This is a genomic window from Quatrionicoccus australiensis (assembly GCF_020510525.1).
GTDB classification, from domain to species: Bacteria; Pseudomonadota; Gammaproteobacteria; order Burkholderiales; family Rhodocyclaceae; genus Azonexus; species Azonexus australiensis_B.
Map to the genome: position 1 here is coordinate 107,167 of NZ_CP075188.1, position 13,244 is coordinate 120,410.

The following is a 13,244-nucleotide window of genomic DNA, read 5'->3' on the forward strand; positions in this document are numbered from 1 at the left end:
GAAAACTTTTATGATACCTTATAACGCTTTCCATTTTAAGACTTTGTGCGCCGCAATAAAGTCTTTGGCAGCCATGTCGCTCACATTAGAACAGGTTCAGCGCATCGCCCACCTCGCCCGTATCGAGGTCAGCGAATCCGAAGCGCTCTCCACCCAAACCCACCTCAACGGCATCTTCGAGTTGATCGAACAGATGCAGGCCGTAGATACCTCCGGTGTCGAGCCGATGGCGCATGCCCAGGATCTCAGCCAGCGCCTGCGCGCTGACGTGGTCAGTGAAGTCGATGGCCGGGCTGCTTTCCTGGCGATCGCTCCGGAAAGCGAAGCCGGTCTCTTCCTTGTGCCGAAGGTGATCGAATGATCAATGCCAGCCTCAAACAGCTGTCGCAGGCCCTGGCCGCGAAGCAGATTTCCAGTGTCGAGCTGACTCAACTGTTCCTTGATCGCATTGCGCGCCTCAATCCGACGCTGAATGCGTTTGTTACGGTCGACGCCGAAAAAAGTCTCAATTCCGCCCGCGCCGCCGATGCGCGTATCGCGGCCGGTAATGCCGGCCTGCTGACCGGTATCCCGATCGCCCAGAAGGACATCTTCTGTGCCGAAGGCTGGCGCACGACCTGCGGTTCGAAGATGCTGGCCAATTTCGTTTCGCCCTACGATGCGACGGTGATTCGCAAGATGGAAAGCGAAGCCGGTCTCGTGTCGCTGGGCAAGACCAATATGGACGAATTCGCCATGGGCTCGTCGAACGAAACCTCGTTCTTCGGTCCGGTGCGCAATCCCTGGGATAGCGAACGCGTGCCCGGCGGTTCTTCGGGCGGTTCGGCCGCAGCCGTGGCCGCGCGTATGGCGCCAGCCGCAACCGGTACCGATACCGGCGGTTCGATCCGCCAGCCGGCGGCGCTGTGCAATCTGACCGGTCTCAAGCCGACCTATGGTGTCGTTTCGCGTTACGGCATGATTGCCTTCGCCTCCTCGCTCGACCAGGCTGGCCCGATGGCGGCCAGCGCCGAAGACTGTGCGCTGCTGCTCAACAGCATGGCCGGTTTCGACGAGCGCGACTCGACCTCGCTGGAGCGTCCGCGCGAAGACTACAGCCGGGATCTGGAAAAGCCGCTGGCCGGTCTGCGCATCGGCCTGCCCAGGGAGTTCTTCGGCGAAGGTTGTGATGCCGCCGTGATGGCCGCCGTGCGTGCCGCCATTGCCGAATACGAAAAGCTGGGTGCAACGACCGTCGAGGTTTCGCTGCCCAATTCGCACCTGTCGGTGCCGGCCTATTACGTTATTGCACCGGCCGAAGCCAGTTCCAACCTGTCGCGTTTCGACGGGGTGCGCTATGGCTTCCGCGCCGAGGATTACAGCAATCTCGACGATATGTACATGAAGAGCCGCGCCCAGGGCTTCGGTGCCGAGGTCAAGCGCCGCATCATGATCGGTGCCTACGTGCTGTCACACGGCTATTACGACGCCTACTACCTGCAGGCACAGCGTATCCGTCGCCTGATTGCCAACGACTTCGTCGAAGCCTTCAAGTCCTGCGACGTGATCATGGGGCCGACTTCGCCGTCCACCGCCTTCAAGCTTGGTGAAAAGGCGGCTGATCCGGTGCAGATGTACCTGTCGGACATCTACACGATTGCGGTCAATCTGGCTGGTCTGCCCGGCATGTCGGTGCCTTGCGGTTTTGTCGGCGGTTTGCCGGTCGGGCTGCAGCTGGTCGGTAATTACTTTGCCGAGGCGCAGTTGCTCAACGTTGCGCATCGTTATCAGCAGGCAACGGACTGGCATCAGCGTCGGCCGGCCGGTCTGGTCTGAGCATGAGGGCTGGGTGGGCGCTGTTGCTGGTCTTGCTGGCGGCCGGTTGCGCCGAGGTCGAAAAGCAGCCGGAGCCGGTGGTTGCTGCCGAACCTGAGAAGGAAGCGCCGCCGGTCAGCAGCGAACCGAAATTCAAGAATTCGACGCTCAAGTACCTGGCCAACCGCAACCTGAAACCGCAGCCGACGCGGCCGCTCAACGTCAAGTCGAAGTGCTCGCACAAGGACGCGATCGGCACGACAACCCAGCTCGACCTGCTGGTCAAGGAGTCGCTGATCAAGAGTTTCAGTGCCCAGGTGACGATGAAGGGTTATGGCGCCTGCCGTTTCAACCTGAAAGATTTCGAGCAGGTGGAAAAAATGCCGCAGCCGCTGCTTCGTCACAAGAAGGACGAAGGTTGCCAGGTGCGCATGTGGGAGCAGGGCGCGAAAATGACGATTGCTTTCAACAGTTGCCCGAAAGCCTGCGACGGGGATGCTTTCAGCTACCTCTGGCCGATCATGGTCGAGGCAAAATCGGGACGTTGTTTCTGAACGGATGACATTATGAATCAGTGGGAAGTGGTGATTGGCATCGAAACGCACGCGCAACTGGCGACCGTTTCGAAAATTTTCTCCGGCGCCTCGACGGCTTTCGGTGCCGAACCCAATACGCAGGCCTGTGCGGTCGACCTCGCCTTGCCCGGCGTTTTGCCGGTGCTCAACAAGCAGGCCGTCGAATGCGCCATCCGCTTCGGTCTGGCGATCGATGCTGAAGTCGCTCGCAAGTCGGTGTTTGCCCGCAAGAATTACTTCTACCCCGATCTGCCCAAGGGCTATCAGATCAGCCAGATGGACCTGCCGGTCGTCGTCGGCGGCCAGATTGCGGTGCAGGTTGGGCAGGGCGACAAGGCCTACGAAAAGGTCGTGCACCTGACCCGTGCCCATCTTGAAGAAGATGCCGGCAAGTCGCTGCACGAGGATTTTCACGGCAAGTCGGGTATCGACCTCAATCGTGCCGGCACGCCGCTGCTTGAAATCGTTACCGAGCCGGACATGCGCTCCTCCGACGAGGCTGTCGCCTACGCCAAGGCTCTGCACGCGCTGGTCCAGTGGATTGGCATCTGCGACGGTAACATGCAGGAAGGCTCGTTCCGTTGCGATGCCAATGTTTCGGTGCGCCCGAAAGGCCAGGCCGAATTTGGCACACGTCGTGAAATCAAGAACCTCAATTCCTTCCGTTTCCTCAAGGAAGCCATCGACTTCGAAGTCCAGTGGCAGATCAACGAGATCGAGGAAGGCCGCAAGATCCAGCAGGCGACCGTGCTGTTCGATCCGGACAGTGGCGAGACGCGCATGATGCGCAGCAAGGAAGACGCGCACGACTACCGCTACTTCCCCGATCCCGACCTGCTGCCGCTGATCATTTCCGAGGAGTGGCTCGCCCGCGTTCGCAGCGAACTGCCGGAATTGCCGGTGCAGAAGCGTGAACGCTTCGTCAGTGAGTTCGGCCTCTCGATATACGACGCGACGACGCTGACCGCCAGCCAGGAAATGGCCGCTTATTTCGAGTCGACCGTTACGGTTGCCGGCAAGGCCAATGCCAAGCCCTGCGCCAACTGGGTGATGGTTGATCTGGCCGCCCGGCTCAACAAGGAAGGCCAGGAAATCAGCACTTCGCCGGTCAGCGCCGAACAACTGGGTGGCTTGATCCAGCGTATCGCCGACAACACCATTTCCAACAACATCGCGAAAAAGGTGTTCGATGGACTGTGGACCGGTGAGGGCAAGACGGCCGACGAGATCATCGAGAAACAGGGCCTGAAGCAGATCACCGACACGGGTGCCATTGAAGCGCTGGTCGACGAAGTGCTTGCTGCGAATGCCGCCAATGTCGCCGAATTCCGCGCCGGCAAGGAAAAGGCATTCAACGCGCTGGTCGGTCAGGTCATGAAGGCGGCCAAGGGCAAGGCCAATCCGCAACAGGTCAACGATCTGCTGCGCGCCAAGCTGGCTGGCTGATCAGCGGACGACGGGCTTGGCCGGTGCGCCCGGGCTGCGCCGGCCGGTCAGTTCCTGGTAGCGCTTGCGATCCGCTTCGTACTTGTTGCGGATGGTTTCCATGTCGCGTTTCTTGACGTCGAGGAGTTCCTGCTCGACCTTGATCTCGTGCTCGACGGCCCGCAGGTTTTTTTCCAGCTCGGGTGGCAGGCGTTTCTTTTTGTAAAACTCTGCTTCGTCGGCCAGCTTCTTGCGATTTTTGGTCGCGTTGTCGATCTTGGCCTGGGTGGCGGCAATCGCCAGGTTGACGTCATTCTCGGCCTTGCGCTGGGCAAGATCGATGTCCTGCGGTGTCGCATAGGTGTCGAGCAGTGCCTGGTCCTTGCGCTGCTGTTCGCGCGCCGCTTCTTCCAGCTGCTTTTTGCGCTGGTTTTCCAGTACCTGCTGCGCCTTTTCTTCCGGCGTCAGCGGTGGACCGACTTCCTTGATGACGTTGCCGCCGCTGTCCAGCACGCGATAGGGGCGGCCCCGACACTGGTCCGGAAGCGTGTCGCCACATACCCGGCGGCCATTGCTGGCGTCCTGGCAGCAATAAAACTCACCGCCTGCCCTGGCTGGGATGGCCAGCAGGAGCAGCAGCGGCACGAGCAGGAATCTAGACGCTGACACCGTACTGTTCACGGTAGTGAGCAACGGCACCACGATACGATGCGAACTCGGGATGGTGTTCCAGGAAGGCCATCAGGTCTGCCAGGCCGGCAACGGCAATCACCGGGATGCCGTAATCGCGTTGAACTTCCTGGACTGCCGACAAATCGCCCAGACCACGCTCCTGCCGGTCGAGTGCGATCAGCACGCCGGCCGGGGTGGCGCCGGCGGCGCGGATCATTTCGACCGATTCGCGCACCGAGGTGCCGGCCGAGATCACGTCATCAACGATCAGTACCTTGCCGCTCAGCGGCGCGCCGACGATGGTGCCGCCTTCGCCATGATCCTTGGCTTCCTTGCGGTTGTAGGCGAAGGGGAAGTTGCTGCCACGGCCGGCCAGGGCAACGGCGATCGCTGCGACCAGCGGGATGCCCTTGTAGGCCGGACCGAACAGCATGTCGAACTGGATGCCGCCGGTTTCAGCTGCTTTCGCGTAGAATTCGGCGAGGCGACCAAGCGAATTGCCATCGTTAAACAAACCGGCGTTGAAGAAATAAGGCGAGAGCCGTCCCGCCTTGGTCTTGAATTCGCCAAAGCGCAAAACCTTGCAGTCGACCGCGAATTCGATGAAATCCTGACGAAAGTCCATATTTTTCCATTTCCTGTGGTCAGTCTGCGCTGACCGGTACATTGCCCAATGTTACGCATCATCTCCCTGAATCTCAACGGTATACGCTCCGCCTGGAGTAAAAATGTGTTGTCCTGGGTGGTTGCCCAGCAGGCTGACATCATCTGTCTGCAGGAACTGAAAGCACAATTGCCTGATCTTTCGCCCGAAATGCTGCAGCCCGATGGTATGCATGCGTACTACCACTGTGCTGAAAAGAAGGGTTACAGTGGTGTCGGTATCTGGAGCCGGAGCAAGCCGGATCGCGTCATCGAGGGTTTTGACGGTGGCGAGTTCGATGCCGAAGGGCGCTATATTCGCGCTGACTTTGGCAATCTGTCGGTGATTTCGCTGTATTTGCCGTCCGGTTCCTCGTCACCCGAGCGCCAGGAAGCCAAATTCCGTTTTCTTGATCTGTTCTTTCCGCAAATGCTTGCCCTGCGGGCGGAAGGGCGGGAAATCGTGCTTTGTGGCGACTGGAATATCGCGCATCAGCAAATTGACCTGAAAAACTGGAAATCGAACCAGAAAAACTCGGGTTTTCTGCCGGAGGAGCGTGCCTGGCTGAGCCGGGTATTCGACGAGCAGGGCTGGGTCGATGTCTATCGCCGACTCCATCCCGCGACGACCGACGATTGCTACACTTGGTGGAGCAATCGTGGCCAGGCCTGGGCGAAGAATGTTGGTTGGCGTATCGATTACCAGATCGCTACTCCCGGGTTGGCTGCCCAGGCGAGGGCAGCCTCGGTGTACAAGGCCGAGCGCTTTTCCGATCACGCACCACTGGTCATTGATTACGATTAGATTAAAAGCCCGGATGCGAATTGATTTCGCGAGACGGACGGGCTAACCTGTACTCCTTGCTTAACTGTCATCAACGAGGTTGAAAAATGTCCCAAGAACTTAGCGCTGCCAACAAAGACAAGCTGGTCTCCGACCTGAAGGCTGTTGTTTCCGACGCCGAAGAAATCCTGCGTGCCACGGCCGGTGCTGCCGGTGAAAAAGTGGGCGAACTGCGCACCAAGATCGAACTGCGTCTGCGTGATGCCAAGGAACGTCTGGCCGATGCCGAAGCCATCCTGGTTGACAAGACCAAGGCTGCAGCCCGTGCCACCGATGATTTCGTGCATGACCAGCCGTGGAAAGCCGTTGGCGTTGCCGCTGCACTGGGTCTCGCTCTCGGCGTCCTGATCGGTCGTCGCTAAGCGCATGCTGCAGGATGCGGGCGGTGAAGGTGGCCGCGCAGGCCTCTTTGCCTCCCTGAAAAACATGATCGCGACGCTGGTCGCGATCGGCAAGACGCGCGCCGAGCTACTGGTTACCGAGCTTGAGGAGGAGAAAATCCGCCTCATGTCGATGTGGTCGAAGGCAATCGGCGCAGCGTTTTTGCTCGCCGTTGGCGTCATCATGGCGGTCTTCTGTCTGGCCCTGCTGTTCTGGGAACAGCGCGTACTTGTCTTTGGAATTTTTGCTGCATTGTTCATCGGTGGCGGACTGATGCTGGTTGCGTCGCTCAAGGCACAGGCGGCTCGCCCGAGCAAGCTTCTTCGCTCCAGCTTGTCCGAACTCGAAGCCGACATCGAGCAATTGCGTCGCTACGCACAAAAGCCGGAATGAACGAGAAGGCACTCGCTCTCGCCATGCGGCACGGTGCGCTCAAGGCACGCATCGATGAGCAACGGCGTTTGCTCGGCCAGCATGTGGCACCACTGGAGGCTGCTCTGGCGCGAGGTGATGCCGCGCTGCAAGGCGTTGACTGGCTGAAGCATCATCCGGCAGCCATCGTTGCCGCTGTTGCCGCAATTGTCGTCGTTCGGCCGCGGGCTGCCTGGCGTTGGGCAAAACGTGGCTTCTTTGTCTGGCGAGGCTGGCAGGCTATACGCAATACCTTGCTCGGGAGCGTCTAGCGTGGCAGCAGGCGATCCGGTCGAGGCTGTCGTTCCTGCCTGGTGGCAGCAGATGCTCACGTCGCAGCGGCGCGAAGCTCAGCGCATATTGGCTGAACTGGTTGCCGTGCGCGGCCTGATGCCCCTGCTGATGAAGGCGCGTAACGGCGGTCACTGGACGCCGGAAGAAAAGGAAGAAATCGTCAGTCATCTGCGCCGGATGGCGCATTTGTCTCCCTATCTGATTGCGTTGATGTTGCCTGGCTCGGTCTTTCTGTTGCCCGCCTACGCCTGGTGGCTGGATAGACGCCGCCTCAATCGGCAAGACTGAGCGATTCGGCCCGCGTATTCCAGGGGGCCACTTTCAGCAGCAACAGCATGCCGGGGATGGCCAGTGCGGCACAGAACCAGAAGAAGTTGAACCAGCCCAGTGTTTCGACCAGCCAGCCGGCAGACGCATTGATGAAGGTGCGCGGTACGGCAGCCAGGCTGGTGAACAAGGCCATCTGTGTTGCCGTGTAGGCCGGGTGCGTCGAGCGGGCAATGAAGGCGACGAAGGCCGCTGTACCCAGACCGACCCCGAGGGCTTCCAGACCGATAACGAAGGCCAGCGCGATGCGTTCGCTGCTGCCTATCATGTCGTAATGCCCCTGTGCTGCGAGCCAGGCAAAGCCGAATATCGACACCAGCTGGACTATCCCGAACAACCACAGTGCCCGGTTGATGCCCAGTTTGACCATCCACAGACCGCCGAGCAGTGCGCCAATGACGGCCGGCCATAGCCCGGCATGCTTGGCGATCAGGCCGATGTCGGTCTTGCTGAAGCCCATGTCGAGATAGAACGGGGTGGCCAGCGCCGTGCACAGGCTGTCGCCAACCTTGTACAGAAAGATGAAGCCGAGAATCAGCAAAGCGCCGCGCCAGCCCTGGCGCCCCATGAATTCGTGGAAGGGTTCGCTGACCGCCTGGCGCAGGGTCTTCGGCGCACCCCTGACGAGCGGTTCGCTGACCAGCCAGGCCATGGCCATGCCGGGCAGCATGAAGGCACTGGTGATCCAGAAAACTTCATTCCAGGGCAGGCGGTCGGCGAGGATCAGTGACAGCGAGCCGGGAATCAAACCGGCAATGCGATAGGCATTTACATGCACGGCATTGCCGAGGCCGAGTTCGTTGTCGCTCAAAATCTCGCGCCGGAAGGCGTCGACCGCAATGTCCTGGGTGCCGGACAGGAAGGCCAGCAGCGTGGCCAACCATAGGATGGGCCAGATGTTGTCCTTTGGGCTCAGCCCGCCCATGAATCCGATGGTCAGCAGCAGGCCGATCTGCGTCAGCAGCATCCAGCCGCGCCGCCGGCCGAAGCCGGGAATGCTGAAGCGGTCGAGCAACGGCGACCAGAGGAATTTCCAGGTGTAGGGAAACTGGATCAGCGCAAAGAAGCCGATCGTCTTGAGGTCGATGCCCTCGCTGCGCAGCCAGGCCGGCAGCAGGTTGAGCAACAGGTAGAGCGGCAGGCCGGAAGAAAAGCCGGTGAAGATGCAGATCAGCATCTTCCGGGTCAGCAGCGCGGCGAGCCAGGCCGGCATCAGCGCGGCTGGGTCAGGCGGTAGACCGCCAGGCTGCCGAGGAAATTGACATCGCGGTCGGCGCTGCAAGTGACCGGATTGCCTTCTTCATCGAGTACGCTGCGTTCGCGGATGATCAGGCCCATCCGGGCGCACAGCGCCTCGAAATCGAGCAGTGTGAAGAAACGCACGTTGGGCGAGTCGTACCACTGGTAGGGCAGGTCTTCGGAAACCGGCATGCGGCCGTCGAGCACCGAGCGCAGGTTCTTCCAGTAGGCGAAATTCGGGAAGGAGACAACGGCTTCGCGACCGACGCGCAGCATCTCGCGCAGGATGCCTTCGGTATGGCGGACGGTTTGCAGGGTACGCGACAGGACGACATGGTCGAAGGCCTGGTCGGCAAATTCGTCGAGGCCCTTTTCCAGGTTGCCCTGGATGATGTTGATGCCGTTCTTGATCGCAGCCAGCACATTGGCGTCATCGATTTCGACGCCGACGCCATCGACGCCGCGTGTCTCGATCAGGTGCTTCAATAGCGTGCCGTCGCCGCAGCCGAGGTCGAGCACGCGGTGGCCGGGTTCGACCCAGCCGGCGATGACTTCGAAATCGGGGCGGCCCAGGGTATGCGTCATAGCTTGATGTTCCGCAGATAGGCATCGACGACGCCGTGATACTGGGCGTCTTCCATCAGGAAGGAGTCGTGGCCGAAGTTGAGGTCGATTTCGGCGTAGGAAACGTTGCGCCGCGCCGCCAGCAGCGCCGCGACGATTTCCTTGGAGCGGGCCGGCGTGAAGCGCCAGTCGGTGGTGAAGGAGGCGATCAGGAAATTCGCCTTGGTGCGCGCCAGGGTTGCTTTCAGATCGCCGTTGTCTTCACGCGACGGATCGAAGTAGTCGAGCGCCTTGGTCATCAGCAGATAGGTATTGGCGTCGAAATAACCGGCGAACTTGTCGCCCTGGTAGCGCAAATACGACTCGACCTCGAATTCGACATCGAAACCGAAGGAGAAGGCACTGTTGCGCAGTTCGCGGCCGAATTTTTCGCCCATCTGGTCGTCCGACAGATAGGTGATGTGGCCGAGCATGCGCGCCAGGCGCAGGCCGCGTACCGGTCGGGTGTTGTGTTCGTAGTAATTGCCGCCGTGGAAGTCCGGGTCGGTCAGGATGGCCTGGCGCGCGACGTCGTTGAAGGCGATATTCTGGGCCGATAGCTTGGGCGCGGCGGCAATCACGATGGCGTTGCGGACGCGCTCCGGGTAGGTGATGCTCCAGCGCAGCGCCTGCATGCCGCCCAGGCTGCCGCCCATGACGGCGGCCCAGCTGTCGATGCCGAGCAAATCGGCGAGGCGGGCCTGGGCATGCACCCAGTCATTGACCGCGACGATCGGAAAGTCGGCACCCCAGGGTTTGCCGGTCGCCGGGTTGAGGGATGATGGCCCGGTCGAGCCATGGCAGCCGCCAAGATTGTTCAGGCCGACGACGAAGAATTTGTCGGTATCGAGCGGTCGACCGGGGCCGACGATGTTGTCCCACCAGCCGATGTTTTCCGGCTGGTCGGCGTAGTGGCCGGCGACATGATGGTGGCCGGACAGCGCGTGACAGACGAGAATCGCGTTCGACTTGGCCGCGTTGAGCGTGCCGTAGGTCTCGTAGACCAGATCGTAGGCGGGCAACACCCCGCCGCTGCGCAGATGCAGCGGTTGGTCGAAATGGGCGCATTGTGATTGGACGGCGCCGACGGAATGTCCTGACATACTGTTCCTGAAAACAAAAACCCAGTTGGCTGAAAAACGCGAACTGGGTGGTTCCCGTTTTAGCTGTATTTAGAAGCGCCCGCAATCAGAGCTCAAATCGGCGCGGCTGGCGTGTTGCCAGCGTGTGGCAGACAATACCGAGCAGCCCGGCAAAAGTCAATGAAATGGCCGTCCCTGAGCAAATCGCGGCCGTCGGTGGAAGTTTTGTTAAGATGCAGCAAAGCGTCAGATATTGGGGGAACCGTGGCAACTAACCTGCTTGAACAACGGCGGCATCAGCGTATCCGTTTTGGCAACCCGCCGCCGATACAGATTGGTTACGGCGGAAGTATTGGCGAAGGTGTCATTGTCAATCTGTCGCTCTCCGGCTTGATGGTGCGGACCTCCCTGGAGCTGGAGATCGGTCATGTGGCCGGTTGCGAGTTTTCGCTGTTCGGGTCGCCCGTGATCGACGTGCCGGTAAGCGTGGTCAGTCGGGTTGGCGATCTGTTCGGTGCGCGTTTCCAGACCGGGCCGATCAACCAGATCATCATTGACGACGCGATCAGCGCAGCCCTGGCTTCCGGACAAGCTTCGATCCTGTCGGTCAACGACCTGGCCGGGCGCAAGGTGATGCGTATTTCCGGCGGTCTGAATGGCGCCCTGGAGAGCGATTTCATGCATGCCCTGACCCGGGTCGGCATTCACGAAATGGACCTTGCCGGCGTGACGACTGTCGATCAGGCTGGTCTGGCATTGTGCCGGGTGGCAACGAGCTTGCATGGTGTGACGATCGGTGCCCGATCGGATGCATTTTCCGGTGTCTGGAATCTGGCTCTGGCTGTTTCTGGTGAGGTGGAAGGTTCTTGACGCCATTGTTTCCCGTAAAAACATTCGCTCCATCCACTTTGCGTTTTCTTCTGCCTCTGGGGGTGTTGTCTCTTGCAACAGCTGCCCAGGCGGAAGACGAAGCGATTTATTTCAGCGATCTGCCTGTCGTTGCTTCGGTGAGCCGTCTGCCGCAAAGACTGGCTGATGCACCGACTGCAGTCACGGTGATTGATCGCGACATCATCAAGGCTTCCGGTGTACGCGATCTGAACGATATTTTTCGCCTGGTACCGGGTTTCCAGACTTACCCGAATACGACGGAGACGGCGCGGGTCAGCTATCACGGCATGGGTGAAGGCGATTACGCGCCTCGGGTGCAGGTTCTGGTCGACGGGCGTTCGATGTATTCGCCGCTGTTTGGGGGGGGCGTCAATTGGGCCGTCTTGCCGGTTGCGCTCGAGGATATCGAGCGCATCGAGGTCGTGCGCGGAACCAATGCGGTGTCTTACGGCAGCAATGCTTTTCTTGGCGTCATCAACATCATCACGGTTGATCCGGCGCTGACGCATGGTGTCTCGGTATCGACCAGCTATGGCAACCAGAACGTCCGTGACTACAACTTGCGGGCCGGTGGAAAAATTGGTGAAGTCGGCGATTTTCGTTTTACGTTCAAGCAGCAAAATGACGATGGTTTGACCAACCAGTACAACTGGATCGACTCCTATTTTTCGCGCCTGTTTGACTTGCGGGCGGATGTCGCCCTGAGTGACCGCGACAGCCTGCAGTTGAATCTGGGGCAGGCGGATGGAGTGACTCAGGTTGGCCGCCTGAAAATGCCGGCCGCCCAACCTGATCCGGAGAATCCGATACGTGAGTTGATGCAGCGCAGCAGTTACCTGCAATTGTCCTGGCGGCGCGTCTTGTCACCGACTTCTGACCTGCAGGTGCGTTACTCCTATTCGGTTGATCAGTCCTCGGATGTGTTCGGTTTCCGGTTTATTGATGGGAAGACCTACCACTTCAATCAGTCCGGTGATGTCGGCATGCGTAGCGAACTTGAGGTTCAGCACAGCCTGCGTCTTGCCGATGCCGCCCGCCTGGTGTGGGGCGCCAGCTGGCGCAATGACGGCATGCGTTCTGAATGGGCCTTGCCCGGGCAGGGCATGGTACATCGCGAGGTCAGTCGCCTGTTCGGCAATTTCGAGTGGAAGCCGGTCAGATGGTTCACCGGCAATTTTGGTTTGGCTGGTGAAGAGGATTCACTGGCGGGCTTCCATGTTTCACCGCGTCTCGGCACCAATTTTCACCTGAATTCCGAAAATACCTTGCGCCTTGGAGTTTCGCGAGGTTTTCGCACAGGCAGCACGGTCGATTATCTTGGAAACGAAAAGGTAAAGTTCGGCAATTTTCTTTACCAGAATGTCTTCGTCGGCAACCCGAAGATGCCATCGGAGCGTCTTGATACGATGGAGATCGGATATCTCGGTGACTGGCGAGACTGGCAGGCGAGTCTCGATGTAAGGCTGTTCAGTGAAAAAATCTATGATCGTCTGTTCAGAATAGATCTGGGTGGTCAGACCGTACCGCCGAATCAGCCGGATAATACGCTTCCTGATTCGACGGTTCCAATTCAGAACATTCATATCTACGGCGTTGAATACCAGTTCAAGTGGCAGCCGTTCGAAAATACCCGGTTGCTTGTGAATCAGGCCTTTGCGCGTATTGACGCCGATTATCTGGCTTCAGCCTTGGGCTTGTCGGGATCGACTCTTTCATCTGCAAAAAATGCCCATAAAATCGACGAATTTACCGAGCGCTCGATGCCGCGTCGTTCGAGCTCTTTGCTCTTGATGCAGAAATTGCCGCTGGGACTCGATTTCTCGATCGCCGGCTATTGGCAGGATATGATGAAGTGGTCTACCAATACCACTTCAGTCAGATATCACCGCTTTGACACCCGTCTCGGCTACCCTTTCCGATTCAACGGCTTGCGTGGCGAACTCGCGCTTACCGTACAGTCGCTGAACGGCACCCACAGCGAGTACAAGTCCAGCATCAACAATCCTGACGGACGTCTCGTCGAACGGCGTCAGTGGCTGAGCCTGCGCCTGGATTACTAGCGCG

At 59.5% G+C, this 13,244-nt stretch carries 16 protein-coding genes; 11 read left to right on the forward strand and 5 right to left on the reverse strand.

The genetic code is table 11. The features are described 5' to 3' along the window. Nucleotides 1-73 precede the first annotated feature (73 nt). From gatC to gatB, 4 genes are read left to right on the forward strand one after another with little or no spacing between them, the layout of a single operon-like run. Nucleotides 74-361 carry an Asp-tRNA(Asn)/Glu-tRNA(Gln) amidotransferase subunit GatC gene (gatC, locus tag KI612_RS00495; protein WP_226441870.1) on the forward strand — a complete coding sequence of 96 codons (288 nt, stop codon included), beginning with the start codon at nt 74-76 and terminating at the stop codon, nt 359-361. Continuing rightward, nucleotides 358-1,815 (forward strand): Asp-tRNA(Asn)/Glu-tRNA(Gln) amidotransferase subunit GatA, encoded by a 1,458-nt coding sequence (gene gatA / locus KI612_RS00500; protein ID WP_226441871.1) that lies wholly within the window; start codon nt 358-360, stop codon nt 1,813-1,815. The genes gatC and gatA overlap by 4 nt, the downstream gene beginning before the upstream one ends. Before the next feature lie 2 nt (nt 1,816-1,817). Continuing rightward, complete coding sequence (locus KI612_RS00505) at nt 1,818-2,348, forward strand: hypothetical protein (protein ID WP_226441872.1); 531 nt, start codon at nt 1,818-1,820, stop codon at nt 2,346-2,348. Nucleotides 2,349-2,360: 12 nt separating this feature from the next. Continuing rightward, nucleotides 2,361-3,815 carry an Asp-tRNA(Asn)/Glu-tRNA(Gln) amidotransferase subunit GatB gene (gene gatB, locus KI612_RS00510; RefSeq protein ID WP_226441873.1) on the forward strand — a complete coding sequence of 485 codons (1,455 nt, stop codon included), beginning with the start codon at nt 2,361-2,363 and terminating at the stop codon, nt 3,813-3,815. Here gatB and KI612_RS00515 read toward each other — a convergent pair whose 3' ends face one another. After that, the gene (locus KI612_RS00515; protein ID WP_226441874.1) at nt 3,816-4,463 is read right to left on the reverse strand and encodes a hypothetical protein; all 648 of its coding nucleotides are present in this window, start codon (nt 4,461-4,463) and stop codon (nt 3,816-3,818) included. Then, a complete protein-coding gene (pyrE, locus tag KI612_RS00520; RefSeq protein ID WP_226441875.1) occupies nt 4,450-5,091 on the reverse strand; it encodes an orotate phosphoribosyltransferase in 642 nt (213 codons plus the stop codon). Before pyrE ends, KI612_RS00515 begins: the two co-directional genes overlap by 14 nt. Nucleotides 5,092-5,139: 48 nt before the next feature. Here pyrE and KI612_RS00525 point away from each other — a divergent pair, with 48 nt between their 5' ends. The 5 genes from KI612_RS00525 (at nt 5,140) to KI612_RS00545 (ending at nt 7,326) form a co-directional block, all read left to right on the forward strand. Next, nucleotides 5,140-5,913, forward strand: coding sequence for an exodeoxyribonuclease III (locus KI612_RS00525; RefSeq protein ID WP_226441876.1), 774 nt, complete (start codon nt 5,140-5,142; stop codon nt 5,911-5,913). Nucleotides 5,914-5,999: 86 nt separating this feature from the next. Continuing rightward, nucleotides 6,000-6,314, forward strand: coding sequence for a DUF883 family protein (locus KI612_RS00530; protein WP_226441877.1), 315 nt, complete (start codon nt 6,000-6,002; stop codon nt 6,312-6,314). 4 nt (nt 6,315-6,318) lie between these two features. Next, nucleotides 6,319-6,726 (forward strand): phage holin family protein, encoded by a 408-nt coding sequence (locus KI612_RS00535; protein ID WP_226441878.1) that lies wholly within the window; start codon nt 6,319-6,321, stop codon nt 6,724-6,726. Beyond that, nucleotides 6,723-7,016, forward strand: a complete 294-nt coding sequence (locus KI612_RS00540) for a YqjK-like family protein (protein ID WP_226441879.1) — start codon at nt 6,723-6,725, stop codon at nt 7,014-7,016. The genes KI612_RS00535 and KI612_RS00540 overlap by 4 nt, the downstream gene beginning before the upstream one ends. 1 nt (nt 7,017) lies before the next feature. After that, nucleotides 7,018-7,326, forward strand: a complete 309-nt coding sequence (locus tag KI612_RS00545; RefSeq protein ID WP_226441880.1) for a hypothetical protein — start codon at nt 7,018-7,020, stop codon at nt 7,324-7,326. Here KI612_RS00545 and KI612_RS00550 read toward each other — a convergent pair. Genes KI612_RS00550 through metX form a run of 3 tightly spaced genes read right to left on the reverse strand, consistent with a single transcriptional unit; the run spans nt 7,310 to nt 10,310 of the window. Continuing rightward, nucleotides 7,310-8,578, reverse strand: coding sequence for an AmpG family muropeptide MFS transporter (locus KI612_RS00550; protein WP_226441881.1), 1,269 nt, complete (start codon nt 8,576-8,578; stop codon nt 7,310-7,312). The genes KI612_RS00545 and KI612_RS00550 overlap by 17 nt on opposite strands. Next, nucleotides 8,578-9,189, reverse strand: coding sequence for a methionine biosynthesis protein MetW (gene metW, locus KI612_RS00555; RefSeq protein ID WP_226441882.1), 612 nt, complete (start codon nt 9,187-9,189; stop codon nt 8,578-8,580). The genes KI612_RS00550 and metW overlap by 1 nt, the downstream gene beginning before the upstream one ends. Further along, the gene (gene metX / locus KI612_RS00560; RefSeq protein WP_226441883.1) at nt 9,186-10,310 is read right to left on the reverse strand and encodes a homoserine O-succinyltransferase MetX; all 1,125 of its coding nucleotides are present in this window, start codon (nt 10,308-10,310) and stop codon (nt 9,186-9,188) included. Before metX ends, metW begins: the two co-directional genes overlap by 4 nt. A gap of 159 nt (nt 10,311-10,469) precedes the next feature. On the opposite strand from metX, the gene KI612_RS00565 reads away from it, so the two are divergent. Then, the gene (locus KI612_RS00565) at nt 10,470-11,159 is read left to right on the forward strand and encodes a PilZ domain-containing protein (RefSeq protein ID WP_226441884.1); all 690 of its coding nucleotides are present in this window, start codon (nt 10,470-10,472) and stop codon (nt 11,157-11,159) included. After that, nucleotides 11,156-13,240 (forward strand): TonB-dependent receptor plug domain-containing protein, encoded by a 2,085-nt coding sequence (locus KI612_RS00570; protein WP_226441885.1) that lies wholly within the window; start codon nt 11,156-11,158, stop codon nt 13,238-13,240. The genes KI612_RS00565 and KI612_RS00570 overlap by 4 nt, the downstream gene beginning before the upstream one ends. Nucleotides 13,241-13,244: the final 4 nt, after the last annotated feature.